Below are 25,295 nucleotides of genomic sequence, written 5' to 3'. Positions count from 1 at the left end.
ATCAGATAAAAAGCAAACTTAGAAAGGTCAGCGGTTTTAAAATAAACGCTCCCCAAGGCATTTTGGCGATCATTACAGTTGTTTATTACAATTATTTCCGACCCTAAATAGACTTAATCATGCTAACCAAAATGACTCATAATCCCAACACCGGTTTCCCCTAGCCCATAATCTGGATCCATCCTTTTTTGACTTCCGTTCCATCACCCAAATCCATGATATAAAAATAGGTACCCTTGGGCAAAACCCCATTTTCTCCTCTTCCATCCCATGAATTATCATATCCCCTTACTGAATATACCTTATTGCCATACCGGTCAAATATTTCCAAAAAAATATTTGAAAACTCCTGAATACAATTTACTATTAGCCGATCATTGATCCCATCCGCATTAGGTGATATCTGATTGAAAACAAATCCGCAGGCATCCACCGATCTGGGCCCAACATGGACCGTGACCGAAGCAACATTATTGGTTACATTGCCATCTTCAGGTTGGGAAGAGACTAAAGAAGCCGTATTTTGAAAAAACCCCTCCTGCAAAACGCGAACTTGGATTTCCAAGGCATGTATTGCTTCCCCTGCAACTTCCGATAGCAACCAGACGCCTGCAGCTGGGTCATACAGTCCGTTATCTACCCTATGGGAAATATATTGAAACCCCATGGAGGCATCTATTAACTCATTTATTCTTATATCTACAGCCTCCAATACGGTTAAATTGTAAAGGACAATTGTAAATTTGATGTGCTCTCCAACAATTGGATTAGAATTATCCACTTCTACCTCTAGCGCAAAATCAATTCCACAGCCCACGGTCATAATTGGGATACATGAATCTTCATTTGCAGGATCCTGTTGGTCGACCACGCCATCATTATCAGCATCCAGAATATTGGACTCCAGTGCATCTATTACAGAATCCCCGTCTTCATCAAGGGCATTACTTACATCCGAACCAACTTCAACCCCATCACGTATCCCGTCCCCATCCGTATCCGGGTTGTTAATATCGGTCCCCAGAACTGTTTCCTCGCCATCCAGTAAGCCGTCATTATCGGTGTCCAATGTACATTCACTAACCGTAATAGCCACGTCAACACTAGCTTTCGGACATATATTATTTGTGGTTGAAGTGGTAAATCTGAAAACATAATCCCCGTTGGAAGCACCTAAAAAATCAACCACATTCCCAGACCCTATTGTTATTGCGCCAGGAGGTGTCCCAACAACACTCCAAACACCAGTAGATACACCATCCCTTGTGTTGTCCAGATCCACACTTGAAACGCCATTTCCAGCTACACTGCAGGCCGAGGTATTGGCTGTAGTTCCAGCGTTGGATTCTTCAATTACCGTGACCCTAACCGGAACACGCGCTGATGCACACCCATTGGCCGATGCTTCCACAAAGTAATCCTTGCTCTGATCGTTATAGGGAGTCGTAAAACTGCTTCCTTCGGCCAAAACTTGGGAACTATTGGCAGAATCATACCAATACACACTACCGCCTTCACTAACTGTAGCACTTAATTTAGCTGTTCCAGCCCCACAAATGGTAGCCGGATCAATTCCTATAATCTGTGGTATTTTACTCTGCACCAAATTAACTTCCAATGGAGGACTATTACAATTTGCACCCTCATTGTAAAAGAATCCGTAATAGGATGCTGCATTATTCACCACAGAACTGGCCAATCGGGCACCCGTAATGCTAAAATCGCTACTACTACTCCATATTAAATCTACACCGGAAGGTATTGGACTGCTATTATATTCATCTAAATTTTGACTGAAAGCCTGGCAAAAAACAGTGGGTACATCCGGATTTAGTGTAGGTGCGGCCTCAACAGCAGGGCAATCAAAATCATCATCCACATTAATTACGGTCACAGTTTTTATACCCACATCCTCATAATCATCATCACTATCCTTGATTCCGATAGTTATGAAATAGGTAACATCACCATCTATATCCTCATCATCTACCGGTTCTATACGTACTATCTGGGGGGAGCTCCACTTGTCCTTTTTAAACTTTATTTCATCCTTGGAAACAACACCTTCAGAAGTATCCCCAGAATCTATAAACAAGGTAACATCATCTTTTGGTCTAGCTGTCAATACAATACTCAACTGCACGGCAGGACCCTTTTCTCTAGTTCTCACCGTTTGCGGTGTAACTATAAAATCTGCCAAGTCATTATCCTCATTAACCACCGAAACATCCAATACATCATCTGCCTTTAAATCGCCATAACTGTCATCTTCGGAATCCACCTTCCCTGTGATAATCCTGTAAACAACATTCCCATCCACAAGATCATCATCCACGCCAGTTACGGTAATGGTTTGCGCAATATTCCAATTTGCTTCCGTAAAGGTCACATTCTTAACTTCTATGGTACCTTCGGATTCGTCACTACTTTTTAAATCAATTTTTACGTTATCCTTCGGCTGGGAATTGAGCACTATGGTAAAAGAGGCAGTTTGCCCAGATTCATTGGTACTTCTGCTAATAGCACTAACCGTGATACCTGCTCTTTCCTGCAAGTAAAAAGACACCCTTTCTAAAGATTCTAAATTATTTGAAATCCCATTGGCTGATTCAAAGGCATATATACCCTTATAAATGGCAAAGGGTAAAACTTTAAAATTGTCAATTGGAAAAAGGTAAAATAAGATTAGAAGCAAACGCTTCAGGCTCAACCGATATATGAAATTAAAATAATTATCGAGTATTCCCATATACCAACTGCTAGGATAAGATTATTAACCATCAGGAGGAAAATCATTGTAAAATTAGGGCGACCAATAATACGCAAATAACATCTCTTGAATTGACAAATTCAATTTTAAAACGAACTCAATCGCAATTATAGACTGTCCTGAATCATTCCAGATTCGCAGACTCTGTTTCAGCTCCTGGATGAATTTTTTTCACCAAGCCCTGAAGCACCTTCCCAGGCCCAACTTCCGTAAATAACGTTGCACCATCAGCTACCATTTGCTGCACACTTTGCGTCCATTTTACAGGAGCCGTCAATTGCGCTATTAAATTAGCCTTTATGGTCTCTGGATCCTTTACCGCAGTAGTAGGCACATTTTGGTATATAGCACAGCTTGGCGTATTAAAAACAGTGTTTTCTATAGCCGCAGCCAATTCTTCCCTTGCAGGTTCCATTAAGGGCGAGTGAAACGCTCCGCCTACCGGTAAGACTAAAGCTCTACGGGCACCGGCTTCCTTCAACTTTTCGCAGGCGATATTTATGGCCTCCACTTCCCCGGAGATAACCAGTTGTCCTGGACAGTTGTAATTGGCAGGTACCACAATACCTGGAACCTCTGCACATATTTTTTCCACAACGGCATCATCCAATCCCAAAACCGCCGCCATAGTGCTCGGTTGTATTTCACAGGCCTTTTGCATGGCCAAAGCCCGCTGGAACACCAATTTCAATCCATCTTCAAAATCCAAGGCTCCATTGGCCACCAATGCAGAAAACTCTCCCAAGGAATGCCCTGCCACCATATCAGGTTTAAAGCTATCGCCCATAACCTTGCTCATAATCACCGAATGTAAAAAAATAGCAGGTTGGGTTACCTTTGTTTCCTTCAAATCCTCTGGAGTACCCTCGAACATAAGATCGGTAATGGAGAATCCTAAAATTTCATTGGCGGTTTCAAACATTTTTTGAGCCAAGGGGTACTTTTCATAAAGATCCAATCCCATTCCTACAAATTGCGCTCCCTGTCCTGGAAAAATATATGCTTTCATCTGTTTATTTTTATTCTATTTATTATCTGTGCAAAAATAAGATTATTTGATTAGGAGTTTATCCGGAATTCTACGAATTATTGCTCATTTGGATTTTCAAACCACAGCTGCAACACGATCAACGCTCCTATTATTTCTTGATATTATTCCTTGAACCAACCGGAATATTTTACATTTTCACCTCACCCGGAACCGTTGAAAAAGACAGTTCCGACCTCTCCAAAGGAGAGGTAGACCAGGTTTCCCTTTCTACAAGCATACAAACCTGAAAATATTCCTTGAAGTATATTTAAAAATAAAAAAATCACTCCTTGAACCAACCGGAATATTTTACATAAGCGTTGGCGATACGCTCTACCTCCCCAACACTTAAGTCGGTGCTGATATCCTTAATTTTTTTTGCCGGCATTCCCGCAAAAACTGTACCTGAAGGCACATGTGTTCCCTTGGTAACCACCGCACCTGCCGCAATGATACTATTGCTTTCCACAACACAATCATCCATAACGATACTCCCCATTCCTATTAACACATTATCATGAATGGTGCAGCCGTGAACAATGGCATTGTGACCTATGGAAACATTATTGCCAATATTGGTAGGCGACTTTAAATAAGTGCAATGTATAACGGCACCATCCTGTACATTCACCTTATTTCCCATTTTAATATAATGAACATCTCCCCTTAAGACCGCATTGAACCAGATGCTGCATTGGTTTCCCATAACTACATCCCCTACAATGGTGGCATTCTCCGCAATATAACAATCCTCTCCTATCTGGGGCGATTTACCATTTATGGTTTTAATCATTTCGATTTATTTTTAAATTATTTGGGCAGGTTTTATTTTATATTCTACTCTTTAATTGACCCAACTACACCGGGAACCTACCACTTGGGGCAAATCTACGCTATTCAAAAAACGACAGCAAATCCTTCTTTTTGGAAGCGGAAACCATTATCTCCTTGCCGTTGGAAATTACCACACTGCCACCCTTGCCCTTTTTATACTTAACGATCTCATTTACATTTACCAGATACGACTTATGGACCCTGGCAAAGGTATAGTCGGACAAGGCTTCCTCAAAATATTTAAGCGTTTTACTCACCAGAATTTTATGTTTCTCCAAATACAATTCCGTGTAATTGTCATCTGCCCTACAATATAGGATATCCGCCACATTCAACACCTGGAAGCCATCTTGTTGCGGCAGGGTTATTTTTCCGTCCACCTTATTAAACTTAGGGGTAAGAACACGATCTTCAATCGCCTTTTCCTTCTCCCTTATTTCAGCAACGTAATCCACTGCTTTTATAAGCTCATCTATGCTAATGGGCTTCATTAAATAATAGGCAGCATGGGCATTTAGTGCATCTACGGCGTACTGATTATAGGCTGTGACAAAAACGGTCTCAAAATTACGGTCCGGTAGCTGATCCAACAAATCGAAAGCATTTCCAAAAGGCATTTCCACATCAAGGAATACCACATCAAGATCGTTGCTATTGATCAGGGCAAGCCCTTCCTTTATGGTTGCCGCTTCGCCTACCAAATTAACGGAGGGACAATATTTGGCCAAATAATTGCGTAGAATTTCCCTGCTATTGGCTTCATCTTCTACAATTAGGGCGTTTAACTTCATTCTTAAATTTTGTGTTTATTATCTCCCCTTAAGGCCTCTTTGACCTCCCCATCTCAATATTTTTATCTTTTATCAGTCCCTCTTAATAGTAAATAGCACCTTGGTACCGGTCCCATTTGTTTCCAGATCGGAAATAAAAACATCTACCTTATCCTTATACATATCGTTCAATATTTCTATTCTCTTTTTGATGTTGCCCATACCCTTGGATTTTTGTTTTTTCTGATTTTGGGTCTTTAAGGCCGCCGAATTCTTTCTGCCTATACCGTTGTCCGTTATAGAAATCTCCAAGGCATGCCTATCTTTCTGTTTGAGCTCAATCTTTAGAAAACCCTTGTCCTCCCTATAGCGCAAACCATGCCAGATAGCATTTTCTATATAAGGTTGCAATAGCATGGGCGGTATTTGAAAAGCATCAATATCAATATCCTCATCCACTATAATTGCGTAGTCGAATTTATCCGAAAAACGGGAGTGCTCCAACTTGGTATACAGCTCCAGCAATTCCAATTCCTTTGACAGGGGAATAAAATCCTCATCGGAATTTTCCAATACCGCTCGCATCAGGGTTGAAAAATCGCTCAAATACCTATTTGCACTTCTTTCATCACTTTTGGCAATAAAATTATTTACTGAATTTAAGGCGTTGAATATAAAATGGGGATTCATTTGTGACCTCAGCGATTTTAGGGCCAATAAATTATTGGCCAACTTTTGTTGCTTATTGCTCCTGTAAAAGAAGTAGGTCGCCAACCCCATTAAAAGCATTCCAAAAATCAAGGAATAAATGATCCAATTTTGACGTTTTATACTTTCTGCCACCAATTGCTGCTCCGTCAGCGCAAGACTGTATTTACTTTGGGTAAGCTCCCGCTCCTGCTCAAGGCCGGATATTCTACTTTGCTTGGAGGCAAGCTCCCTATTAAATCTAGCCGCTCTGGCTATTTCTTGTTCCTTTCTAACATATAGGGTATCTACAACGGCTACGTACTCCTGATAGGTCTCCAAAGCTTTGGTGTAATCACCCTTATATTTATAAACTTCGGATAATTTGCGCGTGGCATCTTTCCGGACCAACAAATCATCGTCAACATCCGCATCCTTTATACTCTCTTCCAAATAGGGTATAGCTTCATCATATTTATCCTGAGCTATATAGGCGTTGGCAATTTTATAATTTATTCTTTGGGCCGATATGGAATCGTTTTCTATGGATAATCCGCCCGCTACCTCATTTTTAGGAATCTTTTTTAAATCCTCCAAACTCTTTTTGCGCAATTGGATTTCCTGGCCATATTGATTTTTTTGATTGTAAAAATCGGCCACTTTCTCTTTCTCCTGGACTGCTCGTTGTGGCGCTTGTCCGGAGGAAAGCTCCAATGAATTATTAAAATAGGCATTTGCTTCCTGAAGTCGATTTCCCTTTGCGTAGGCAGTGGCTATTTTTGAATTTAGGTCGATGGTTTTCGGGGCAATCTGATTCTTATCGGCTATTTTGAGACCCTCGCCATAAAATGCCACAGCATTATCCACGTCTCCCAATCCAACATAGGCATCCCCTAGGGTCTCGTAAAGCTCCACCCTTTGAAATGGCACCATATTGGTTATTTTCTCCAGTGGCAACAACAACTTTTCAGCTTCCCCGTACTCTTTGTTCAAGACATAGGTCTTGCCAAGCATCAAGGATGTTTTTAGCGTCTTGTTGGCCAACAAGGCATCCTTATAACTGGAGATGGCCAAATCGTACTGCTTGTGATATTGATATACCTCACCTAGTGTTGAATACGCTATAGCCAATTGTTCTTTATTACCCATCCCCAATTGGGAAAGTGATTGGGTTATAAAATCGATGCTTTTTCGAATATTGCTCTTTTTGTAATAATTGGCCGAATCGATATAACTATTGTACAAAGAGACCGATCTTTCCCCTTTACTACTTCTGCTTATACCAATATTACCCTTGCTATTGGCCTCCACTACAATTTCCAAATCGTCCTTACTTGTTACCCTATACCGAACGGTTTCCATACTGGGACTCTCAAAGACAAGTTCCTGCCCCATGCCTACCTTTACTTTAAATTCCCCTCTAGCATTTGTCAGTGTATACTCACCACTATTGGTCGACACAGCCACTCCGGAAAGGCCTTGGCTACTCCCCATTTCCTTGACCACGCCCTGTACTTCAAAATTAGCCCCGGTCTGGGATATTTGGGAATGCCCTGCCACAGAACCCAGCACCAATAATAAACATATGTAAAAACATTTGGTCATGCCCATTCAATATATATGATAAACTTAATTGATTTAAACCGTACTAAAAAATGCCTTATTCCTATAAATAGCACAGTTTTTAAACACAAAATAAGCTTAACGAATCCAAAACCCCTGTTGCCTCATCCAAAATGCCCGTTCACTCATTGCTTATTTTTTTTGAAAAATGTTGATCCTACTTTTAACCTATGATATCACCAATTAATATCCAAAAACATAAAACTATGGTGGTTCATAACACTCTAAAAATAGTGGTAAGCCATAATTATCCAACCACTAAAGGGAAATAGGAATCAATGTTTAACTAAAATAAAGTACCGATGAAAAATGTAAAGCAAATATTAGTTTTAGGGGCTCTTACCCTAGGAATGGGCCAAAGTTTTGGCAACGATCTTAATAATGGGAATACTCTAAAAGACCCTGTTTTCACCGAAGTGGTCATGGAAGATTCCAAGCCGGCCAATAATATGGTTAAGATTGCTCTTTTGCTGGATACCAGCAATAGTATGGACGGACTAATTAATCAGGCGAAAGCGCAATTATGGGATATTGTGAACAAATTTACGAATGCCAAATGCGGCAACGATGGCAGGCCTCAGTTGCAGATTGCCCTCTACCAATACGGAAACGATAATTTATCCTCCAGGGAAGGATTTATTCAACAGGTTTTGGGCTTTAGCGGTGATCTGGATGAGATATCAGAAAAACTATTCTCCCTGTCCACCAATGGAGGGGAAGAATATTGCGGGCAAGTAATCCAAACTTCTTTGAGCCAATTGGATTGGGGAAAAAATCCCGACCAGCTAAAGATGATCTTTATTGCCGGCAATGAACCCTTTACTCAAGGAAAATTAAATTATAAGGATGCCGTTGCCAATGCCAAGGAAAAGGATGTTATTGTAAATACCATTTTTTGTGGTGCCTACGAGCAAGGAATCAATACGGGATGGAAAAATGGGGCCCAACAAACAGGAGGAGAATATATGGCCATTGACCATAACCGTGAAGTGGTGCATATAACCACCCCTTATGATGATGTAATCATAAAATTAAATTCCAAACTGAACAAAACCTATATTTCCTATGGGGCCTTAGGTGCCTCAAAAATACAACAGCAAAGCGCCCAGGACAGTAATGCCATGGAAATGGAGGAAGTTGTTGCGGTTAAAAGAGCGGTTAGCAAATCGTCCAGACTTTACAGTAATTCCTCCTGGGACTTAGTTGATGCTTCCAAGGCTGAGGATTTTGACATAGACAAGATTAAAAAGGAACAACTGCCTATGGAGTTAAAGGAAAAATCCAAAGCCGAAATTACTTCTTACATAGAAGGAAAGAAAAGAGAGCGCAGCGACATTCAAAAAAAAATCCAAGACCTGAACAGCAAAAGGGAAGCCTATATAGCCTCGCAGAAAAAGAATGATGAGAAGGGTGAATTGGAGAATGCCATGCTTACCGCCATTCAAAAACAGGCGGCCAAAAAGAATTATAGCTGGGAGTAATCCGTTTAGGCAAAAAAGTCTTGTCTATGCTTTACTTAAAGTTGTAAATAAATGAAAGATATAAAGCAAATGTTCAATGGATCTAGCGAATCTATTGAACATTTAATTATTGTACATCCGTGAACTATTCATCAATAAAAAAGGAAATTATACCAACTGCGAAACGCAACTTAGGAATTAGTAGTTAACTGCCGGACATTTACAATCGTATCTTTTCTCGGATTGTCCAAAATCGTACCCCAGGGTAATTTGGTGAAATCCACCGTTGTCAAATCTAACATCCCCCATTTGGTAGGAATAGTTGTAGGAGACCAGAAAATTCCTGTAGTTAACCCCCACTATTGGCGTAAAAAGCTGTAAACGCTGTTCCCCAAAATCGCTAGTAGTTTGGTATTGGGCACCATCAAAACTTCTTCGGTAGGAAACACCGCCCCAAACCGTTCCAAAATCCACACTTTTATAGACTTTGGCGTTTATATCGATAGCTTTTTCTTGGGTAAACTCCGTAAACTGAAATAGTACGGAAGGCTCTACCTGCCATTCGCTCTTCCCAAACACGTAACCCGATGATATTAAGTATTTTCTTAAGTTATTGGACTCTATGGCCGAATATAGATCCCTACCTCTCCCCATTAGATTATGAACGGCTGCATGGGCATAGAATTCCATATAATTATAAGACATTCCCAAATCCATATTAAAATAGCCTACACTATTCCTGGAACCCGTAATTATTGGATCTGGAATAACAGAAACAAACTCCGACTCGTCCAAATTACTTTGTTGAATTCCCGCACTTAGTCCGAAAGAGAGTTGATTTAGACTTCTAAAATCCCCGCCCAATCTCAAATGATGTGCATAGGTAAGCTTAAATCCCGTTTGGGAATGATAACCATTGGCATCATTAAAGACGGTTGCTCCGTAGCCACTACTTTCACCAACCCTAAAATGTGCGTTTAAGGTCTGCATATTGGGAGCCTCATCCACACTAAACCATTGTTTTCTAATAGTTGCCCTAATTTTCCCTCCTTCACCAATTCCGGCCATAGATGGGTATACCAAATAGTAATTATCCGCTAAATAATCAAAATAGACAGGAACGCCTTCTTGAGCAATGGACTGATAGCCCATCGCAAAAAATGAAAGTAAAATCAATAAATGTTGTTTCATTTAGGATGAGGGGTGTGTTAATAACATCGACCAAATATAAATTATAACGGTTGAAATACTACATTATTATATATGCCATAACTTAGAAAACCTTCGTACTTTTGTAAAAAATATTTAAATGGAGGAGTTTGTAATTACCGTGGTGCCCACGAAGAATCCGGCGATACTTAAATTTGAAACTAATCATTTCATCACAAAAAATAATAACTACGAATTTAAAAACATAGACGAAGCTAAAATTTCGCCTTTGGCCCAACAGTTATTTTACCTGCCTTTTATAAAAACGGTGTATATATCAGGTAACTTTATAGGATTGGAGCGTTATGATATTGTGGAATGGGACGATGTTAAGGATAGTGTGGCACAGCAGTTGGTAGATTATCTTAATGCCGGCGAGCCTGTTGTTAAGGAGGATGAAAATCAAAAGAAGGTTGCAGTAACGGTGTATGCGGAAGTTACTCCCAATCCGTCCGTGATGAAATTCGTGACCAACAAAAGAATTGTACCAACAATTTTTGAATTCAAGAACATAGATGAGGCCAAGGATTCAGAATTGGCCAAGCAGCTATTTATGCTTCCCTTTGTAAAAGAAGTGTTTTTTGATGTAAATTATGTTTCCATAAACAAGTACGATGTTGCGGAATGGGACGATATTACCTTGGAACTTCGTGAGAAAATCAGGGATTTTATTGCTGCTGGCAAAGAAGTGGTATCGGCCAAGAGTCTTCAACAACAAAAAACAACTGCCCCGGAAGCCCAATTGGAGGACACCAATTTGGACGACATATCCAAGCAGATCATTGATATTTTGGAAGAGTATGTAAAACCGGCCGTAGCTAGTGATGGTGGCAATATTCTTTTTAAGTCTTATGAAGAGGACACAAAAACAGTAAACGTTATTTTGCAAGGTGCCTGTAGCGGCTGCCCCTCGTCTACCTATACCTTAAAAAATGGTATTGAAACCATGCTCAAAAATATGATGGGCGATATGGTGAATGAAGTGGTTGCCTTAAATGGTTGATTTTCAATATTAAAAGTGCGAATTCTAGCTTTTATTTGTTAACTTTAAGAGAATCTAAAACTAAATATTATGGCTATCTTAAAAGTTATCGAAGTACTTGCAAATTCAAACAAAGGATGGGAGGATGCTGCTAAAAAAGCTGTAGAGCAAGCTTCCAAATCAGTGAAAAATATACGTTCGGTCTACATTAAAGAACAAAGTGCAACGGTTAAGGATGGGAAATTGGACGATTATCGTGTAAACGTTAAAATTACTTTTGAAGTGAATTAATTTTATTCGCATTTCAATCAACAAGCGCCGTTAAAAGGCGCTTTTTTTGTACTGTCTTTTTATTATAGCACGCGGACAGTTAGAACCTTAAGTGCAAGCTCCCAAGATTAACAATTGTTTAGTGCTTAGAATTTGACAAGGAACCGGAATTTTTATTGTTTTGCAAAAATTTAAAATTACATGAATATATTTAACGAATACGAAGATAATATTGCTAAAGCTCAAGAATGGGCGTGGGAAATTCTGCCCGGATTAGTCACCTCTATAGTCACTTCCGTACTTATACTTATCGTAGGGCTTTGGGTAATTAGATTGGTCAATAGAATGGTTAGAAAGTTCTTTAGGAAGACGGAATACGACCCTTCTTTGGAATCGTTCCTTCAAAGTTTTGTGAGTATCGGTTTAAAATTAATGCTATTCGTACTGGTTATCACACAATTGGGTGTACAATCTTCTTCCTTGGTAGCCATTATTGGTGCCGCTGGCCTGGCCGTTGGTTTGGCCTTGCAAGGCTCCTTGGCCAATTTTGCGGGAGGAGTACTTATATTAGTCTTTAAACCGTTTAAGGTAGGTGATTTTATATCGGCGCAGGGTGTAGATGGCACGGTTAAAGAAATCACCATTTTCACAACTAAAATAAGCACTTTTGGAAATCAAATTGCCGTTGTTCCCAATGGTCAATTGTCCAACAATAATATTATTAATTATAATGCCCAAAACACCCGTAGGGACAAAATAGCGGTAGGCATAGGATATAATTCCAATATTAAGGAGGCAAAGGATATATTGTTACAGATATGCTCGGAGAACGAGAACATCCTTAAGGATCCGGCTCCCGAAGTATATGTGGCCGAATTGGGCGATAGCTCCGTTAATCTCTCCCTGCGTTTTTGGGCCAAAAATGAAGTATTTTGGGCGGCCCACTTCCATGTTATGGAAGAGCTGAAAAACAGGTTTGATGCCGCCGGAATTGAGATTCCATTCCCACAAAGGGTTATCCACCAGCCTAAGGCCTAAGCCTTTTTGGTTGGCAGCATAAAATCCTTTAAATAATACGGTTCAAAGTAAGCGACATTTTCAAAATCGTTTGCTTTGAACTTTTTATAGGACAATTCTCCCATCTCGTTAGCTGTGGGCAATGCCGAATGATAATTAAAATTTGGATGATCCAACAGTTCCCGGCATTTCTCCGCTCCGTCCCCAATTAATAAAACACTGCCTTTTTGAGCGTATTCCAAAAAGCTGTCCTTGTTGATTATTTCTGCCCTGGTCTCCCTTATATTGTTCCCTTCCGCATCAAAAACTGCCGAATACACTTCCATTCTCCTGGCATCCAATAGAGGAATTATAAAATCATAGTTTTTTGCATATCCCTGCTTGGCCAAACTTTCCAAGGTAGAAACCGAGATCAGCGGGAGATCCAACGAGAAACAAAGTCCCTTGGCTGCTGACACTCCTATGCGCAGACCAGTGTAGGACCCCGGCCCCTTGCTCACGGCAATGGCGGATATATCCTTAAAAGTCAAGGAAGCCCCTTTCAAAGCTTCCTCTATAAAAATGTGCAACTGTTCCGAATGCGAATAATTGGGACTATTATCTTCCCTTAAATAAATTATTTCCCCATTCCTAGCAATACTCACTGAACAATTGGTGGTTGCAGTCTCTAAATTTAATATCATAGTCATATAGACCGCAAATATAACTTAATCCAATGTTATAGGTAAACCAAAATAAAATTCCAGAACCTTTAACCTAAATATAAAGTCATATTTTGTCCTAATCAATTCTGCCTCCGCATTATCTACCCTGGACTGTGACTGACTAAAATCGAAGGCGTTCATTAGGCCAACATCAAATCGCTCTTTCGAATAATTATAGGCCAACCTGCGTGCATCCAATGTTTTTTGGGCAGCTTCATAGGCTTTGGAAAAACTCTTAACATCTACATAGGCCTGATTAATATTGGTTTCCAAATCCAATTTGTCCTGTTCCAACTGCAAACGTGACTTCTCTACCCCAATTTTGGCCCTTTTAATATTGTTGTTAACACTAAACCCATTGAATACCGGAATATTCAACTGCAGTCCATAAGCAATACCATCTGTTAAATACAACTGATCTGCAAAAGCGATCCTATTAAAGGTTAACGGATCCCTAAATTCGCTTGAGTATCGCGTGCCATAATTAAAGAAAGCCCCTAAGGTTGGGTAAACTGCACCTTTGGCAATTTGTAAATCTTTTTGAGCCAATTCCACATTGGACAGCGAGAATTTAATATCATTCCTAAAGGTAAGGGCTTTGTCGAAAATGGTTTTGGGGGTATAGTCCAATATATTGGAGGGAGGAATATCAAATTCCTCATCAGCGATATCAAAATTTTCGTAGTCCCTGATCTGAAGGAGTTGTGCCAAGCTTATCCTGGAGATCAATACTTGATTCTCCCCATTTACAATTTGCTGTTCCTGATTGGCAGCAGTAGCCTCTATTTCCAATAAATCGCCTCTTGGAACCACGCCGGCATCCACCAATTCCTTGGTCCTCACCAAATCCTGCTCGGTTACGGCATATTGAGCCCTAAAAACCTTAAGCGACTCCTTATTGGACAAAACTTGTAGGTAGGCATTGGCCACCGCAAGCATAATATCGTCCTTTAAGTTATCCAATCTATATTGATTGGCCAAGGCATTCAATTTTGCCCTGTTTAACCTATGAATATTCCTAAGTCCATCAAATAAATTTACCGAGGAACTAAAGCCTCCTGATGCCGTTGTTACGGTCCCTGTAACCTGTTGGTTCCTGGATTGATCCAAAACAAGCCCCGAATTACCAGAAAGACTGGCATTGGCATTAAAATTGGGCAACATATCACCGATGGCATCGGATTTATCAATTTTGGAATTTTCAAGATCAAGTTCATACTGCTCTATGGTCAAATTATTCTCCACAGCATAGTAAACACATTCTTCCAGGGTCCATTTTTTTTCTTGAGCGGATAGTATGCCACAACAGAAAATAAACAACCCTATAATTATCTTAATTTTCATGTTTTGATTGTTTTTTGATTGATATTACCATTAATTTCCTTCTGCCGATTCATCTTCTTCCTCCGTGCCCTTCTTTATGGGCTCTGTCTTGTTCCAAATCTTTACCTTGTCATCTTTGGTTATTCCTGAAACGATTTCCACATTTACTCCATCCGAAATCCCGATCTCAACATCCTTTCTTTCAAATTTTTGCTCCTCCACAGTACCTACGGCCACTTCAACAAAGGGTTTATCCGTTACCTTGTCAAATTGTAGATAGGCCTCGGGAATTACCAACACACTGTCTTTTTTTTCCAACACCAAAGAGGCATTGGCACTATACCCTGCACGTATCAGAAAGTCGTCCTCCACGGCTACATCGCCCTCTATCTTAAACTGTACTGCTCCAGATTCCTCCACGCCCTTAGGTGCAATAAACCTAAGTTTGGCATCGAACTTTTTATCGTTAATGGCGCCCAAACTAATCTCTAGGGGCATTCCCAGTTCCAATTTTCCTACCTCACCTTCATCTACCTTCCCTTCAAAAATCATGATGCTCAAATCGGCAATAGTGGCTATAGTAGTTCCATCATTAAAGTTGTTACTCTGAATTACCTGATCTCCTTCCTTAACGGGAATCTCCAGTATTGTACCCGAAACGGTTGCCCTGATATTGGTGTTAGCGGTAGCGCTACCTCCTGCCGATCCATCACGGATAATCTGGTAATCCGACTGAGCATTCTGCAGCTCCAATTTTGCCTGGTCATATCGCAGTTGTTGGGTATTAAAATCTTGGGAGGATATTACTCCTTTATCAAATATGGCCTTATTCCGGTCATATTCAATCTTAGTATTGTTCAATGCTATTTCGGCATTTTTTACCCGACCTCTTGCCTGGTTCATGGACTGTTCATTGGGCACCACCTTTATTTTGGCTATTAAGTCGCCCGCCATTACCTTGGCGCCCTCTTTCAAAAAGATTTCATCTATGATACCTGAAATCTGGGGTTTTATCTCTACCTCATCCTCGGGTACTACCTTACCGGTTGCCACCGTTTTCTTTTGAATATTGGCCGTAAAAGGATTCTTTACCTCGTAGGTGATAGCAGACTTGCTATTGGATTTTATAAAAAAAGCTGCCGCCCAAAGGGCTCCGAGCACCAAAACTCCTATTAGCACATATTTTACAATCTTGTTCATTTTACTATATATTTATTTGTATTGGTTTGTTTTATTCTTCTCTTAAAGCGTCTATTGGTTTTATACTTACTGCTCGTTGTGCAGGTATTAGACCTATCAAAGTACCTAGGACCACCATTATTACCAAGGCTCCCAAAACATAGGGTATAGGTACGGTTGGATTGGCGTAGGGGAAATCCATGCCCTGGGTCAACTTATTGATAAGACTTAGCACTCCCGCCCCAAGAATAATTCCCATAATGCCAGCTAGCATGGTTAGAAATACCGACTCCAGGATAATTAAAGATCGCACTTCCCTAGGTGTAGCCCCAAGAGCGCGCCTAACTCCCAATTCTTTGGTCCTTTCCTTGACAGAAATAAGTAAAATATTCCCGATTCCTATGACTCCCGCCAAAATGGTAGCAATCCCTACCACTAGTGACATAAAGGTCAAACCCTTTGCAAAACCTACAATTCTGTTGAATATTTCCCCTAAGTTAAATGAACCAATGGCACGCTCATCCTTGGGGTTTACGTTGTGAATATTCTTTAGAACCGCCTTCACATTTTCCTCGACTTTTATAACATCGGCATCGTCATATGCTGCGATAGCGAACCAACCCACATTTTCCCCTGTATTGTATAATTTTTTGAAGGTAGTAAAGGGTATATAAATATCGGAATCACTTTCAAATCCACCTCCCGGCGTAAACTTATGCACCCCTACTACTTGGAAAAACACATTGTCTATTCTTATATAGCCTCCAATGGGATTCTCATCATTTTCAAACAACTCCTTTTGGGTGCGCTCCCCAATGACACATACTTTTCTGGCACCATCAATATCCTCATCATTTATAAATCTACCGCCATCATAGATTTTCTTGGTGGCTATTTTTGTGGAAATAGGATAATCGCCATAGACCGCATAATTCCCAGACTTACCACTCCTAATAATCTGGGCCGGGCTACCTCCAAAAATGCCTTTCACATTTCTTGGGGCAATATATTGAATCTCGGGAATCCTATTTTTTAACAAGACCCCATCACTTAATTTAAGTTGTAACTGTCTTCCTGTTTTAAACCCTTTATAGGGCATGCTTGTGCTCTGAGCCCAAGTGAACATACTGTTCATGGCCACATTTTGAAATTGCTTCTCGAACCCATTATCCAAGCCTTTAGCCGCTCCGGACAATACGATATAAATTAAAATCCCCCATAATACACCAATCACGGTAATAATGGTCCTGGTCCTATTTTTACCAATAGAACCAAAAATCTCTTGCCAGGTATTACCATCAAATAAAAATCGCATATTATTCGTCTCTTAAGGCTTCAATTGGTTTTATATCCGCTGCTCTTTTTGCTGGAATATATCCTGCAATGGCCCCAAACAGTATTAATACCAAGGTGGCACTAATAGCCATAGTTAAATCTATATAGGGATTTGTTATAAAGTAATCCTTCAATTTTTCGCCCAACGAATTCAAAATAAAAACCCCTAGGAGCATTCCAAAAAATCCCGAAATGGTAGTAATAAAAACCGATTCCAATAAAATAGAACCGATGACCGACTTGGGAGTGGCCCCCAAGGCTTTTCTAATCCCAAGTTCCTTTGTACGTTCCTTGACAACGAAAACCATAATATTACTGATCCCTATTATGCCCGCTATTATGGTCCCGAAGGCTACAAAGCCAACTATAATTTGCAATACCCTCGCAAATTGCTGGTTCTGCTTTAATTGGTCTGCTACATTCCTTATAAACACGCCGTTCTGGTCATCCGGGCTTATGTATTTTTTTTCCTTAAAAAAACGAGTTAGGCTCAGATCCAGTGCCATTGCCCCGGCGTAACCGATCTCTGGTTTAAAAGCCACTATTATCTGATCTATTTTATCGTTATTTTTCTCAATGAGCTGTCGAGTTGTATAGGGCATATAGATCAATCGTTCCTCATTATCACCTCCATCATCCTGGAAAACTCCTATAACCATAAAAGCACTCCCTGCCACATCTATGTATTCGCCTATGGCATTGTTGTTTCCAAAAAGATCTTTCTCGACCAACCTTCCAATAACCACATATTTTGTTTTGTTTTTTATATCCTTTTCGTTTATAAAACGCCCCTTCATCATAATGGTCTTTTCAGCATATTGATGTGACGGACCAACCGCTCTGGTAGTATAGTTATTGGATTCATTCTTGTATTTAACCAAACCACCTCTGGAAATTCTAGGGGTGGTATACTCAACAAACATGGCAAGATTTTTATTTATATCCGCCAAATCACTATTATCAAATTCTATTACCCTATTGGATTTATAGCCTTTGTACGGAATGGTAGTTCTTCCTGGAAATACATAAAGTACATTGGTGGCATCATCCCCAAAAAACTCATTGAAGGTGTTGACCAGCCCGTTGCCCATTCCAAACAGTACAACGAAAATTAGAATACCCAAAGCCACTGTAAACCCGGAGAGAAAGGTCCTGAGTTTATTCTTGTGAATAGTTTCAAATATTTCCTTCCAGTTATCCCTACTAAACATATTGGGAGGCTCTAACCTGGGTTATTTTTTTATCCTCAACAATAACCCCATCCTTTAAATGAACAATTCTCTTGCACATGTCCGCAATGTCCGGTTCATGCGTAACTATTAGGATGGTGTTGCCGGCATCGTTAATTTTTTGAATAAGGTCCATGACCTCATAGGAAGTGGTGCTATCCAAGGCACCAGTAGGTTCATCCGCCAACAATACTTTGGGTTCAGCTGCCATGGCCCTGGCAATGGCCACCCTTTGTTTTTGTCCCCCGGACAATTCACTTGGCAAATGATCCGCCCATTCACGTAAACCCACTTGCTCTAAATATTTTAAAGCCTTTTCCTGTCTTTCCTTCCTCCCCACTTTCTGGTAATATAGAGGCAGTGCCACATTTTCCATGGCGCTTTTGTAATTTATCAAATTAAAGGACTGGAAAACAAAACCTAAAAACTTGTTCCTGTATTGTGCCGCCTTGGTCTCATTTAGATCTTTAATAGGCACCCCATCCAAGGTATAGGACCCTTCATCCAATACGTCCAACATACCCAAAATATTAAGCAGGGTAGACTTTCCAGAGCCCGAAGAACCCATAATGGCCACAAGCTCCCCTTCTTCAACCGAAAAATTAATACCTTTTAATACATGCAGGGAATTGCTCCCCATTTTATAGGATTTATGAAGATCTTTAATTTCTATCATGATTTATTGAATTAGGTGAGCTTGTCTGAAAATACGAATATAAGACAGACTATCGATAAAGTAGTTACAACAGGCCGTGTTAAAGCTGTGTTAAAAAATTAAGCTCCAAGGGATGCAGGTTTAATTTCGTTCCATACCTTTATTTCATCATCGGGTTTTATTCCCTTTAGAATTTGGATATAGATTCCATCGCTCACCCCTAATTGAATCTCCCTGCGTTCAAATTTCTGCCCCCCAGTAGCAATTTCCACAAATGGTTTTTTGGTATCCGGATCAAATTGGATCAAGGCTTCTTTCACTGCTAATACACTATCTGCCTTGGCTAAAATAATTGAAGCATTGGCACTTAGACCTGCCCTAATAAATACGGAATCGCGTTTCTTTAAGGTACCTTTGATCTCGAATTGAATAGCTCCATTTTCCACTTTTCCCTTGGGTGCAATATAGTCCAAGACCGCATCGAACACCGTATTCTCAATGGCCCCTACTGTAATTTCCAGAGGTAGATTTTCCTTGATCTTACCTACTTCCGATTCGTCTACCTTGCCTTCAAAAATCATCTTTTCCACATCCGCAATGGCGGCAATGGTAGTGCCCTCATTAAAATTATTGGATTCTATCACCTGATTTCCAACTTCTACCGGCACTTCCAACACCATTCCGCTCACCGTTGCCCGTATCAAGGTATTTGCCTCATTGCCATAACCTTTGGTTGTTCCCGTCTTAACGATATCGAAGCGTTTGTTGGCAGCAACATAGGATTGCTTGGCCTGGTCATAGGCAACTTCTGCCTTTTCCAAATCTACCTTGGAAATCACCCCTTTATCGAACAAGGTTTTTTGCCGTTCCAAACTGCGCTTTTGGTCATCCAAGGAAATCTTGGCCTCCTCTATGGTATTCTTGGCCTCGTTCAAGGAAGATAGATTGGGGACCACCTTTATCTTGGCAATTAAATCGCCCGATTTAACATAATCGCCCCCTTCGACGAAAACTTCCTCTATAACTCCTGAAATATTTGGTTTTATCAACACCTCTTCCAAAGGCAGTATACTGCCTGTAGCCACAGTTTTCTTTATTATGGTTTGTGTGGACGGCTTTTCAGTTTCATAGACCACCGGATCTTCGGCATTTTTTTTATACAGATAATACAAGGCCCCACCGCAGCTAAACACGATAAATACTAAAATTATAACAGTGATCGACTTTTTCATGTTCTTGATTTTTATTGATTGATTGATTGATTCCTACTTAAATTCTTATTCCTTGTTCAAAATTTTACAGCTTAAAAATGAAAGAATGCCTACTCCATTCTAAGTGCCTCTATTGGCTTAATTTTTATAGCACTTTGTGCAGGTATAAATCCGGCCAACAGTCCCGATACCACCAAAATAATCAAGGCCACCAGTACCACCCCTAAACTTACACTGGGATTTACAAACATTTCAACTGGCCCATTGCTTGCCAAAAAATAATTAATGAGGTAGATGACCAAGGCCCCAAAACTTATACCGGCCATCCCTGACATGATGGTCAAAAAAATAGATTCCATAACAATTTGAAGCTTAATGGACCATGGGTTTTCGCCCAAAGCCCGTCGTATACCTATTTCCTTAGTTCTTTCCTTGACCACAATCAGCATAATATTGCTGACCCCGATGACACCGGACAATAAAACCAGCACGCCAACGAAATAAGCTATCCACCGCATGGCCTTAAACAGGCCCAACACTCTGTTAAACTCCTCAAATAGATCAAAATGCCCAACAGCACGCAGATCTTGGGGATGAATTTTTTGATTTTCCCTGACTACGGTAAATATTTGTTCCTTTAGTTGGGTGATCGAAGAATTATCATTAGCGGTAATGGCCATCCAGCCAACGTTATTGGCTTGGTTAAAAGCTTGGGAAAAGGAAGTGAAGGGAATAAAAATTTCCTTTTGGATCTCTTCGGCATTACCATCGTTTGAATTCTTTTTGTAGGTTCCTACAACCATGAAATTTACTCCCTGAATCCTAATATAGGTACCAATTGCCTCTTCCCCTACATCATATAGACTGGCACGAACCCCTACACCAATTACGGCCACCTTTCTTTTTTCTTCTATATCCAATTGGTTTATAAATCTGCCAGAAGTGATGCCCATCGGATCTTGGTTTATAATATCAGGATAATCCCCATACACATTAAATGCCCCAGTTTTTATTCCCCTCACCACGTTATTGGTTCCATTAAAACCTCCCAATTGATTTCTAGGGGACACAAACCTTAGATCGGGCACTTTTTGCCTTATAGCGGCCACATCTTCCAATTTAAAAGTAAAACGCCTTCCCTTTGGCAGGCCTTTGTAGGCCATGGACGTACCTTGTGTCCACATAAACATTGTATTGGTAGCGATATCCCCAAAATTGGACCGTATACCATTCTCCAACCCCTTCCCTGCCGCCAAAAGAACGATCAATATGAATATACCCCAAAAAACTCCAAATGCCGTTAAAATGGTCCTGAACCAGTTACTGGTCAACACTTCAAGTATTTCTTTCCATCGGTCCTTAGTGAACATATCTATTGGTTATTTATAAACAACGGTCCTATTCATCCCTCAAGGCTTCAATTGGTCTAATTGTAGCGGCACGCCAAGCCGGAAAAAAACCTGCCAAGGCCCCGGCTATTATCAATAAGAAAACCGTGCTGAGTGCAACCCTGAAATTAATGGAAGGATTAAGGACATAATCTACTTGAAGTTTTGGACCCACAAATTCCAATAATCCCATGCTAAATATTAATCCGGCCAATCCGGCAACACTGGTTACAAAGATTGCCTCGTGCAATATCATTCCCACAATGGCCCTTGGCCTGGCCCCCAAAGCCTTCCTTACCCCAATCTCACGGGTCCTTTCCTTCACAATAATCATCATAATGTTGCTAACGCCGACCACCCCTGCCACAATAGTGCATATACCAACGAACCAGAAGAAAAATTTAATGCCTCCCGTTAAATTTTGAAATCGTTTTACCGCTTCCAGCGTATTAAAGGTATTAATGGCACTGGGATCATTTGGCGCTACCGTATGCGCCTCCTTGAGATAGGTTTTAATATCTTCGGTCAATTTCACGGACTTTGCAACGGTTTCATCAAGACTGGCGGAGGGTTTTAATGTATAGAACAGCATATTTAGGTTATCACTTCCATTAAAAACCCGTTGGGCCGTACTAATCGGGATAAAGAGCCTATCTTCCTCCCTATCGCCTCCCTTATCCCCATAAACCCCAATGATCTGAAAATTAATTCCGGACAGCTTTAAAAATGCACCAATGGGATCTTCTTCCCCCTTAAGCAGTTCCCGTTTAATCTTATTGCTGATCACCACCACTTTGGCAACGCTTTCCTCATCCCCATAATTTAGATAACGGCCCTGGGATATAAATTGATTTTCAATATTCTGAAACAAGGGGGACACCCCCTGTACGGAATAGGAACCGGATTCCGCATTATAATCTACAGTTACATTTCTTACCCTAAAAAACGGGGATCTATTCTCAAGGTCTTCGCCAAATTTGGAATTGATGGCTTGGTAATTATTATTTCTTAGCTGTATGGGCCTACCTGGATTTAAGCCCATGTATTCCTGGGTAGTAACCTGTGTCCAAACCCCGATCCTGTTACTGGCATCCGCCTCAAATTCTTTGGCAATACCATTTTGCATGCCCTGTCCAAAAGCCAATAAAACCACCAAAATAAAAATACCCGAAGCTACGGATACACCGGTAAGAATTGTACGGAGTTTATTTTTCCGTATGGCATCAAAAATTTCCTGCCATCTTTCAATATCAAACATAGACCCAATAGTGTTTATTGAATAAGACCTATGTAAAATGAAATTGTTACAGGTGTAATTCTAAATAAATGTTAAAATTGAAACCAATTTTAGGCTTTCATCTTTTTGTAGATAAAGAAGAATAGACCCGCCACCAATAGATAAGGAATGGCCATAAGATAAACAATGCCGTTGTTAATACCTTTTGCAGTGGCCTCACTCCCTTCACTTTCCAACACTGCCCTGCACATGGCGCACTGGGCTTCGGCCAATTCCGGAACCAACAAAAACACCAAAGTTAAAAGCAATACCGCATACCGCATTCTAAAATTAGTACGTCCTGAATAAAATGTTGACTTTTTAGTGCACATAATAGGGAGATATCATTAAATAGACCACTACCCCGGTAACAGCCACATACAGCCATAGCGGAAAGGTAATCTTAGCCAATTTCCTATGCGCTGCATAATTCTTAAGGTAAGCCTTTGCATAGGTGCGCAGTACCAATGGTATTATTACTATAGAAAGAATGATATGGGTTATCAATATAAAGAAATAGATATACCTAATAACTCCTTCTCCGCCAAATGAGGTAGAATCCGAGGTCATATGATAGGCCACATACATTACTAGAAACGCCAAGGATAGCACAATACATCCGGTCATTAATTTTTGATGCAGCTCCAACTTCCCGTTCTTAACAGCAACAACGGCAACAACCAATAAAATAGCAGTTAAGCCATTGACAGATGCATATATAGGCGGTAAAAAACCAAGAGGCTCCACATTGGGTAATTTAACCCCAAAAAGCACTGCAACTACAAGGGGAATAACAATGGACACCAAGTTTATAATCTTGTTAAATTTCTTTTCCTTTAAAGCAATTGCATCCATTATTCTTCCAATAATTTTTTAATATCCTCTTTTAAGATCGATATTTGCTCTTCCTCCCCATGATCATTTTCCCCTTCCTGCTCGGTAATGGTCCCCCTGTAATATACAATTGGATTACCAAACTTATCCACCCTGGAACGTATAAAACCGTTTTTATCTACCAGTGCAAAAAGACCCGAATGTTCAAACCCTCCTTCAGCATCCGGAACTTCAGCTGCAAAAATACTAAATCCGGTATTGGCCAAGGTATAAATATCGTTGAAATTCCCGGTCAGCAAATGCCAGTCCATGTTTGTTATGCCATAATCTTGGGCATATTCCTTTAATACCCCGGGCGTATCATATTCCGGGTTTATGGTGAATGAGGCCACTCCGAAATTTTCAAAATCCTTAAATTCATTTTGAATCTGAACTAAATTTTTGTTCATTATGGGGCAAATTGTTGGACAGGTAGTAAAAAAGAACTCCACCAGATAAACCTTGCCCTTATAATCATCATTGGTAATCAACAGACTGTCTTGATCCACAAAGGCAAAGGGGGGTACTTTACGCCTTTCACCGTTCATTTTAACATATGCCAGCTTTTCATTGGCATCTTTTAGGTTTAATCTATCATTTTGTATTACGGAACCACCTTGTACCCTATCAACAATTTTTGGAACAAAAATGATTCCAAAAACCAGGATTACCAATGAAACCCAAACATATGTATAATTGTTTTTTTGCATTATTTTGGCCTATCTGCAGTGTTCTTTTTAAGGGCCATCCTATATTCGGCCAATATAATTTTTACATCATCCTCCATCTTATTGTTTAAATCCGCCACTGAGGACGTATCAAAACCATATTTAACACCCTCATCCTCATCATCGTCCCTTCCCCTAAGCACTCTATTCTTGTCGATAATAAACACATATGGAGTACCCAGATTCCCATCCAAGCTCAGGTTTGTCTTTAAGCCCATAAAAAGTCCATTAATTTCATCCTCATCGCCAAAAACAAAATTCCATTTGCCAATATCTGCCAATTGCTCAAGCTCCTTTTTCAATTCTTCCACACCCTGCTCTGTGCCTTTGGGCATGACCATAACAAATTGAAAATCGTTGAACTCGTTAAAGCGCTTATATATCTTCTGGTTCAAATTGAAGGCATTGCCCTTCTTATTATCCACGTCCTTTCCAAGAAACCCCAGCACGGTAATTTTACCGTCAAGGGATACAGCGTTGCCAGCAAAATCAATTTCAGGAACATCCTTTGTTAAAGTTGCCAATCTGCCAAAGTTTGTGATACCTGAAGCAAAAAATAGATATATCCCTATAGGCAGGATAAATAAGGTAACTAGTACTAATGTTTTCTTCATCCAAAATATATTAGTTCCCAACATTACAGTTTGGACTAAAAAGAACAGTCCTTCGATATAAAATCAGTACAAACCAAATAAGTACAAAAATAAAAAAGACGGTTGTTATACCGTCTTTTTAAGCTGTT

General features: G+C 40.2%; 23 protein-coding genes. 4 read left to right on the top strand and 19 right to left on the bottom strand.

From position 1 onward, the window contains the following. Nucleotides 1-160 precede the first annotated feature (160 nt). The 5 genes from KO529_RS22930 to KO529_RS22910 all read right to left on the bottom strand — a co-directional run bounded on the left by KO529_RS22930 (nucleotide 161) and on the right by KO529_RS22910 (nucleotide 7,696). A complete protein-coding gene (locus KO529_RS22930) occupies nucleotides 161-2,566 on the bottom strand; it encodes a gliding motility-associated C-terminal domain-containing protein (RefSeq protein ID WP_215950187.1) in 2,406 nt (801 codons plus the stop codon). A gap of 328 nt (nucleotides 2,567-2,894) precedes the next feature. Next, the gene (gene fabD, locus KO529_RS22925; protein ID WP_215950186.1) at nucleotides 2,895-3,779 is read right to left on the bottom strand and encodes an ACP S-malonyltransferase; all 885 of its coding nucleotides are present in this window, start codon (nucleotides 3,777-3,779) and stop codon (nucleotides 2,895-2,897) included. 304 nt (nucleotides 3,780-4,083) lie between these two features. Beyond that, nucleotides 4,084-4,593, bottom strand: coding sequence for a gamma carbonic anhydrase family protein (locus tag KO529_RS22920; protein ID WP_215950185.1), 510 nt, complete (start codon nucleotides 4,591-4,593; stop codon nucleotides 4,084-4,086). A gap of 100 nt (nucleotides 4,594-4,693) precedes the next feature. After that, on the bottom strand, nucleotides 4,694-5,425 hold the full coding sequence (locus tag KO529_RS22915; protein WP_215950184.1) for a LytR/AlgR family response regulator transcription factor: 732 nt from the start codon (nucleotides 5,423-5,425) through the stop codon (nucleotides 4,694-4,696). A gap of 72 nt (nucleotides 5,426-5,497) precedes the next feature. Then, a complete protein-coding gene (locus tag KO529_RS22910) occupies nucleotides 5,498-7,696 on the bottom strand; it encodes a tetratricopeptide repeat-containing sensor histidine kinase (RefSeq protein WP_354667791.1) in 2,199 nt (732 codons plus the stop codon). A gap of 320 nt (nucleotides 7,697-8,016) precedes the next feature. On the opposite strand from KO529_RS22910, the gene KO529_RS22905 reads away from it, so the two are divergent. Further along, nucleotides 8,017-9,195 (top strand): vWA domain-containing protein, encoded by a 1,179-nt coding sequence (locus KO529_RS22905; RefSeq protein ID WP_215950182.1) that lies wholly within the window; start codon nucleotides 8,017-8,019, stop codon nucleotides 9,193-9,195. 177 nt (nucleotides 9,196-9,372) lie between these two features. Here the strand turns inward: KO529_RS22905 and KO529_RS22900 are convergent, their stop codons facing one another. Beyond that, complete coding sequence (locus tag KO529_RS22900) at nucleotides 9,373-10,365, bottom strand: PorP/SprF family type IX secretion system membrane protein (RefSeq protein ID WP_215950181.1); 993 nt, start codon at nucleotides 10,363-10,365, stop codon at nucleotides 9,373-9,375. Nucleotides 10,366-10,483: 118 nt separating this feature from the next. Here KO529_RS22900 and KO529_RS22895 point away from each other — a divergent pair, with 118 nt between their 5' ends. The 3 genes from KO529_RS22895 (at nucleotide 10,484) to KO529_RS22885 (ending at nucleotide 12,673) form a co-directional block, all read left to right on the top strand. After that, entirely contained in the window at nucleotides 10,484-11,386 is a 903-nt protein-coding gene (locus tag KO529_RS22895) for a NifU family protein (protein WP_215950180.1), read from the top strand. A gap of 69 nt (nucleotides 11,387-11,455) precedes the next feature. Then, the gene (locus tag KO529_RS22890; RefSeq protein ID WP_215950179.1) at nucleotides 11,456-11,656 is read left to right on the top strand and encodes a dodecin family protein; all 201 of its coding nucleotides are present in this window, start codon (nucleotides 11,456-11,458) and stop codon (nucleotides 11,654-11,656) included. Between the two features lie 180 nt (nucleotides 11,657-11,836). Then, entirely contained in the window at nucleotides 11,837-12,673 is an 837-nt protein-coding gene (locus KO529_RS22885; protein WP_215950178.1) for a mechanosensitive ion channel family protein, read from the top strand. On the opposite strand, the gene tsaB is transcribed toward KO529_RS22885, so the two are convergent. The 13 genes from tsaB to KO529_RS22820 form a co-directional block, all read right to left on the bottom strand. Further along, nucleotides 12,670-13,341, bottom strand: coding sequence for a tRNA (adenosine(37)-N6)-threonylcarbamoyltransferase complex dimerization subunit type 1 TsaB (gene tsaB, locus KO529_RS22880; protein WP_215950177.1), 672 nt, complete (start codon nucleotides 13,339-13,341; stop codon nucleotides 12,670-12,672). The genes KO529_RS22885 and tsaB overlap by 4 nt on opposite strands. Before the next feature lie 18 nt (nucleotides 13,342-13,359). Further along, nucleotides 13,360-14,700, bottom strand: a complete 1,341-nt coding sequence (locus KO529_RS22875; protein WP_215950176.1) for a TolC family protein — start codon at nucleotides 14,698-14,700, stop codon at nucleotides 13,360-13,362. Nucleotides 14,701-14,730: 30 nt separating this feature from the next. After that, nucleotides 14,731-15,879 carry an efflux RND transporter periplasmic adaptor subunit gene (locus tag KO529_RS22870; protein ID WP_215950175.1) on the bottom strand — a complete coding sequence of 383 codons (1,149 nt, stop codon included), beginning with the start codon at nucleotides 15,877-15,879 and terminating at the stop codon, nucleotides 14,731-14,733. A 31-nt stretch (nucleotides 15,880-15,910) separates the two neighbouring features. Continuing rightward, nucleotides 15,911-17,173, bottom strand: a complete 1,263-nt coding sequence (locus KO529_RS22865) for an ABC transporter permease (RefSeq protein WP_215950174.1) — start codon at nucleotides 17,171-17,173, stop codon at nucleotides 15,911-15,913. A gap of 1 nt (nucleotide 17,174) precedes the next feature. Continuing rightward, nucleotides 17,175-18,404, bottom strand: coding sequence for an ABC transporter permease (locus tag KO529_RS22860; protein ID WP_215950173.1), 1,230 nt, complete (start codon nucleotides 18,402-18,404; stop codon nucleotides 17,175-17,177). Continuing rightward, entirely contained in the window at nucleotides 18,397-19,098 is a 702-nt protein-coding gene (locus tag KO529_RS22855) for an ABC transporter ATP-binding protein (protein ID WP_031442418.1), read from the bottom strand. The genes KO529_RS22860 and KO529_RS22855 overlap by 8 nt, the downstream gene beginning before the upstream one ends. Before the next feature lie 98 nt (nucleotides 19,099-19,196). Next, complete coding sequence (locus tag KO529_RS22850) at nucleotides 19,197-20,309, bottom strand: efflux RND transporter periplasmic adaptor subunit (RefSeq protein ID WP_215950172.1); 1,113 nt, start codon at nucleotides 20,307-20,309, stop codon at nucleotides 19,197-19,199. An 89-nt stretch (nucleotides 20,310-20,398) separates the two neighbouring features. Then, complete coding sequence (locus KO529_RS22845) at nucleotides 20,399-21,658, bottom strand: ABC transporter permease (RefSeq protein WP_215950171.1); 1,260 nt, start codon at nucleotides 21,656-21,658, stop codon at nucleotides 20,399-20,401. A 28-nt stretch (nucleotides 21,659-21,686) separates the two neighbouring features. Beyond that, complete coding sequence (locus KO529_RS22840) at nucleotides 21,687-22,934, bottom strand: ABC transporter permease (RefSeq protein WP_215950170.1); 1,248 nt, start codon at nucleotides 22,932-22,934, stop codon at nucleotides 21,687-21,689. Nucleotides 22,935-23,023: 89 nt separating this feature from the next. Beyond that, nucleotides 23,024-23,236, bottom strand: coding sequence for a hypothetical protein (locus KO529_RS22835; RefSeq protein WP_215950262.1), 213 nt, complete (start codon nucleotides 23,234-23,236; stop codon nucleotides 23,024-23,026). 37 nt (nucleotides 23,237-23,273) lie between these two features. Next, nucleotides 23,274-23,807, bottom strand: a complete 534-nt coding sequence (locus KO529_RS22830; protein ID WP_215950169.1) for a DUF420 domain-containing protein — start codon at nucleotides 23,805-23,807, stop codon at nucleotides 23,274-23,276. Continuing rightward, nucleotides 23,807-24,535, bottom strand: a complete 729-nt coding sequence (locus tag KO529_RS22825; RefSeq protein ID WP_215950168.1) for an SCO family protein — start codon at nucleotides 24,533-24,535, stop codon at nucleotides 23,807-23,809. The genes KO529_RS22830 and KO529_RS22825 overlap by 1 nt, the downstream gene beginning before the upstream one ends. Next, nucleotides 24,535-25,167 carry a hypothetical protein gene (locus tag KO529_RS22820; protein ID WP_215950167.1) on the bottom strand — a complete coding sequence of 211 codons (633 nt, stop codon included), beginning with the start codon at nucleotides 25,165-25,167 and terminating at the stop codon, nucleotides 24,535-24,537. Before KO529_RS22820 ends, KO529_RS22825 begins: the two co-directional genes overlap by 1 nt. Nucleotides 25,168-25,295: the final 128 nt, after the last annotated feature.

The organism is Arenibacter algicola (assembly GCF_018860365.1).
GTDB lineage: Bacteria > Bacteroidota > Bacteroidia > Flavobacteriales > Flavobacteriaceae > Arenibacter > Arenibacter algicola_B.
This window is presented reverse-complemented; position numbering and strand designations above follow the sequence as displayed.

What these genes read in the sequence shown, in the direction of transcription:
- KO529_RS22915 (WP_215950184.1), bottom strand. Translation starts at nt 5,425, where the DNA reads ATGAAGTTAAACGCCCTAATTGTAGAAGATGAAGCCAATAGCAGGGAA.
- KO529_RS22890 (WP_215950179.1), top strand. Translation starts at nt 11,456, where the DNA reads ATGGCTATCTTAAAAGTTATCGAAGTACTTGCAAATTCAAACAAAGGA.
- KO529_RS22875 (WP_215950176.1), bottom strand. Translation starts at nt 14,700, where the DNA reads ATGAAAATTAAGATAATTATAGGGTTGTTTATTTTCTGTTGTGGCATA.
- KO529_RS22885 (WP_215950178.1), top strand. Translation starts at nt 11,837, where the DNA reads ATGAATATATTTAACGAATACGAAGATAATATTGCTAAAGCTCAAGAA.
- KO529_RS22830 (WP_215950169.1), bottom strand. Translation starts at nt 23,807, where the DNA reads ATGGATGCAATTGCTTTAAAGGAAAAGAAATTTAACAAGATTATAAAC.
- KO529_RS22840 (WP_215950170.1), bottom strand. Translation starts at nt 22,934, where the DNA reads ATGTTTGATATTGAAAGATGGCAGGAAATTTTTGATGCCATACGGAAA.
- KO529_RS22920 (WP_215950185.1), bottom strand. Translation starts at nt 4,593, where the DNA reads ATGATTAAAACCATAAATGGTAAATCGCCCCAGATAGGAGAGGATTGT.
- fabD (WP_215950186.1), bottom strand. Translation starts at nt 3,779, where the DNA reads ATGAAAGCATATATTTTTCCAGGACAGGGAGCGCAATTTGTAGGAATG.
- KO529_RS22845 (WP_215950171.1), bottom strand. Translation starts at nt 21,658, where the DNA reads ATGTTCACTAAGGACCGATGGAAAGAAATACTTGAAGTGTTGACCAGT.
- KO529_RS22835 (WP_215950262.1), bottom strand. Translation starts at nt 23,236, where the DNA reads ATGCGGTATGCGGTATTGCTTTTAACTTTGGTGTTTTTGTTGGTTCCG.
- KO529_RS22865 (WP_215950174.1), bottom strand. Translation starts at nt 17,173, where the DNA reads ATGCGATTTTTATTTGATGGTAATACCTGGCAAGAGATTTTTGGTTCT.
- KO529_RS22870 (WP_215950175.1), bottom strand. Translation starts at nt 15,879, where the DNA reads ATGAACAAGATTGTAAAATATGTGCTAATAGGAGTTTTGGTGCTCGGA.
- KO529_RS22910 (WP_354667791.1), bottom strand. Translation starts at nt 7,696, where the DNA reads ATGACCAAATGTTTTTACATATGTTTATTATTGGTGCTGGGTTCTGTG.
- KO529_RS22860 (WP_215950173.1), bottom strand. Translation starts at nt 18,404, where the DNA reads ATGTTTAGTAGGGATAACTGGAAGGAAATATTTGAAACTATTCACAAG.
- KO529_RS22900 (WP_215950181.1), bottom strand. Translation starts at nt 10,365, where the DNA reads ATGAAACAACATTTATTGATTTTACTTTCATTTTTTGCGATGGGCTAT.
- KO529_RS22820 (WP_215950167.1), bottom strand. Translation starts at nt 25,167, where the DNA reads ATGAAGAAAACATTAGTACTAGTTACCTTATTTATCCTGCCTATAGGG.
- KO529_RS22825 (WP_215950168.1), bottom strand. Translation starts at nt 24,535, where the DNA reads ATGCAAAAAAACAATTATACATATGTTTGGGTTTCATTGGTAATCCTG.
- KO529_RS22855 (WP_031442418.1), bottom strand. Translation starts at nt 19,098, where the DNA reads ATGATAGAAATTAAAGATCTTCATAAATCCTATAAAATGGGGAGCAAT.
- KO529_RS22895 (WP_215950180.1), top strand. Translation starts at nt 10,484, where the DNA reads ATGGAGGAGTTTGTAATTACCGTGGTGCCCACGAAGAATCCGGCGATA.
- KO529_RS22850 (WP_215950172.1), bottom strand. Translation starts at nt 20,309, where the DNA reads ATGAAAAAGTCGATCACTGTTATAATTTTAGTATTTATCGTGTTTAGC.
- tsaB (WP_215950177.1), bottom strand. Translation starts at nt 13,341, where the DNA reads ATGACTATGATATTAAATTTAGAGACTGCAACCACCAATTGTTCAGTG.
- KO529_RS22905 (WP_215950182.1), top strand. Translation starts at nt 8,017, where the DNA reads ATGAAAAATGTAAAGCAAATATTAGTTTTAGGGGCTCTTACCCTAGGA.